General features: G+C 55.0%; 1 rRNA gene. It reads right to left on the bottom strand.

The features are described 5' to 3' along the window. Positions 1-54: 54 nt before the first annotated feature. Positions 55-1,572, bottom strand: a 16S ribosomal RNA gene (locus HMPREF3148_RS11580). Between the last annotated feature and the right edge of the window lie 73 nt (positions 1,573-1,645).

Here is a 1,645-nt window from a genome sequence, read left to right as displayed (position 1 = left end):
CGTGTACTCAACCAACACACCCACAACTGTGGGCACAAAAATAATGCTCCTTAGAAAGGAGGTGATCCAGCCGCACCTTCCGGTACGGCTACCTTGTTACGACTTCGTCCCAATCGCCGATCCCACCTTCGACAGCTCCCTAACGAGTTTGAGCCACTGGCTTCGGGTGTTACCAACTTTCATGACGTGACGGGCGGTGTGTACAAGGCCCGGGAACGTATTCACCGCAGCGTTGCTGATCTGCGATTACTAGCGACTCCGACTTCATGGGGTCGAGTTGCAGACCCCAATCCGAACTAAGGCCGGCTTTCAGCGATTCGCTCCACCTCACAGTGTCGCTGCGCGTTGTACCGACCATTGTAGCATGTGTGAAGCCCTGGACATAAGGGGCATGATGATTTGACGTCATCCCCACCTTCCTCCGAGTTGACCCCGGCAGTCTCTCATGAGTCCCCAACCAAATGCTGGCAACATAAGACAAGGGTTGCGCTCGTTGCGGGACTTAACCCAACATCTCACGACACGAGCTGACGACAACCATGCACCACCTGTATACAAACCACAAGGGAGGACGTATCTCTACGCCTGTCTTGTATATGTCAAGCCCAGGTAAGGTTCTTCGCGTTGCATCGAATTAATCCACATGCTCCGCCGCTTGTGCGGGCCCCCGTCAATTCCTTTGAGTTTTAGCCTTGCGGCCGTACTCCCCAGGCGGGGCGCTTAATGCGTTAGCTACGGCACAGAAGACGTGGAAGCCCCCTACACCTAGCGCCCACCGTTTACGGCATGGACTACCAGGGTATCTAATCCTGTTCGCTACCCATGCTTTCGCTCCTCAGCGTCAGTTACTGCCCAGAGACCTGCCTTCGCCATCGGTGTTCCTCCTGATATCTGCGCATTTCACCGCTACACCAGGAATTCCAGTCTCCCCTACAGCACTCAAGTCAGCCCGTATCGCCTGCACGCCCGGAGTTAAGCCCCGGAATTTCACAGACGACGCGACAAACCACCTACGAGCTCTTTACGCCCAGTAATTCCGGACAACGCTCGCACCCTACGTATTACCGCGGCTGCTGGCACGTAGTTAGCCGGTGCTTCTTATACAGGTACCGTCACTTACGCTTCGTCCCTGTCGAAAGGAGTTTACAACCCGAAGGCCTTCATCCCCCACGCGGCGTCGCTGCATCAGGCTTCCGCCCATTGTGCAATATTCCCCACTGCTGCCTCCCGTAGGAGTCTGGGCCGTATCTCAGTCCCAATGTGGCCGTACACCCTCTCAGGCCGGCTACCCGTCGACGCCTTGGTAGGCCATTACCCCACCAACAAGCTGATAGGCCGCGAGCTCATCTTGCACCGAAAAAACTTTCCACAACTGACACTAAACAGCTGTCCTATCCGGTATTAGACCCAGTTTCCCAAGCTTATCCCGAAGTGCAAGGCAGATCACCCACGTGTTACTCACCCGTTCGCCACTCGAGTACCCGCAGCAAGCTGCAGGCCTTTCCGTTCGACTTGCATGTGTTAAGCACGCCGCCAGCGTTCGTCCTGAGCCAGGATCAAACTCTCCACAAAAAAATTTCAGCACAAAAGCCAAAAAATCAGGCCGTGAAAAGCCCAAACCTAACAAAAAGACAAACCAACCAAA

It is taken from the genome of Corynebacterium sp. HMSC05D08 (assembly GCF_001807215.1).
Taxonomy (GTDB): domain Bacteria; phylum Actinomycetota; class Actinomycetes; order Mycobacteriales; family Mycobacteriaceae; genus Corynebacterium; species Corynebacterium striatum.
Note: the sequence above shows the minus strand (reverse complement) of the source record. Positions and strands in the feature narration are given on the sequence as shown.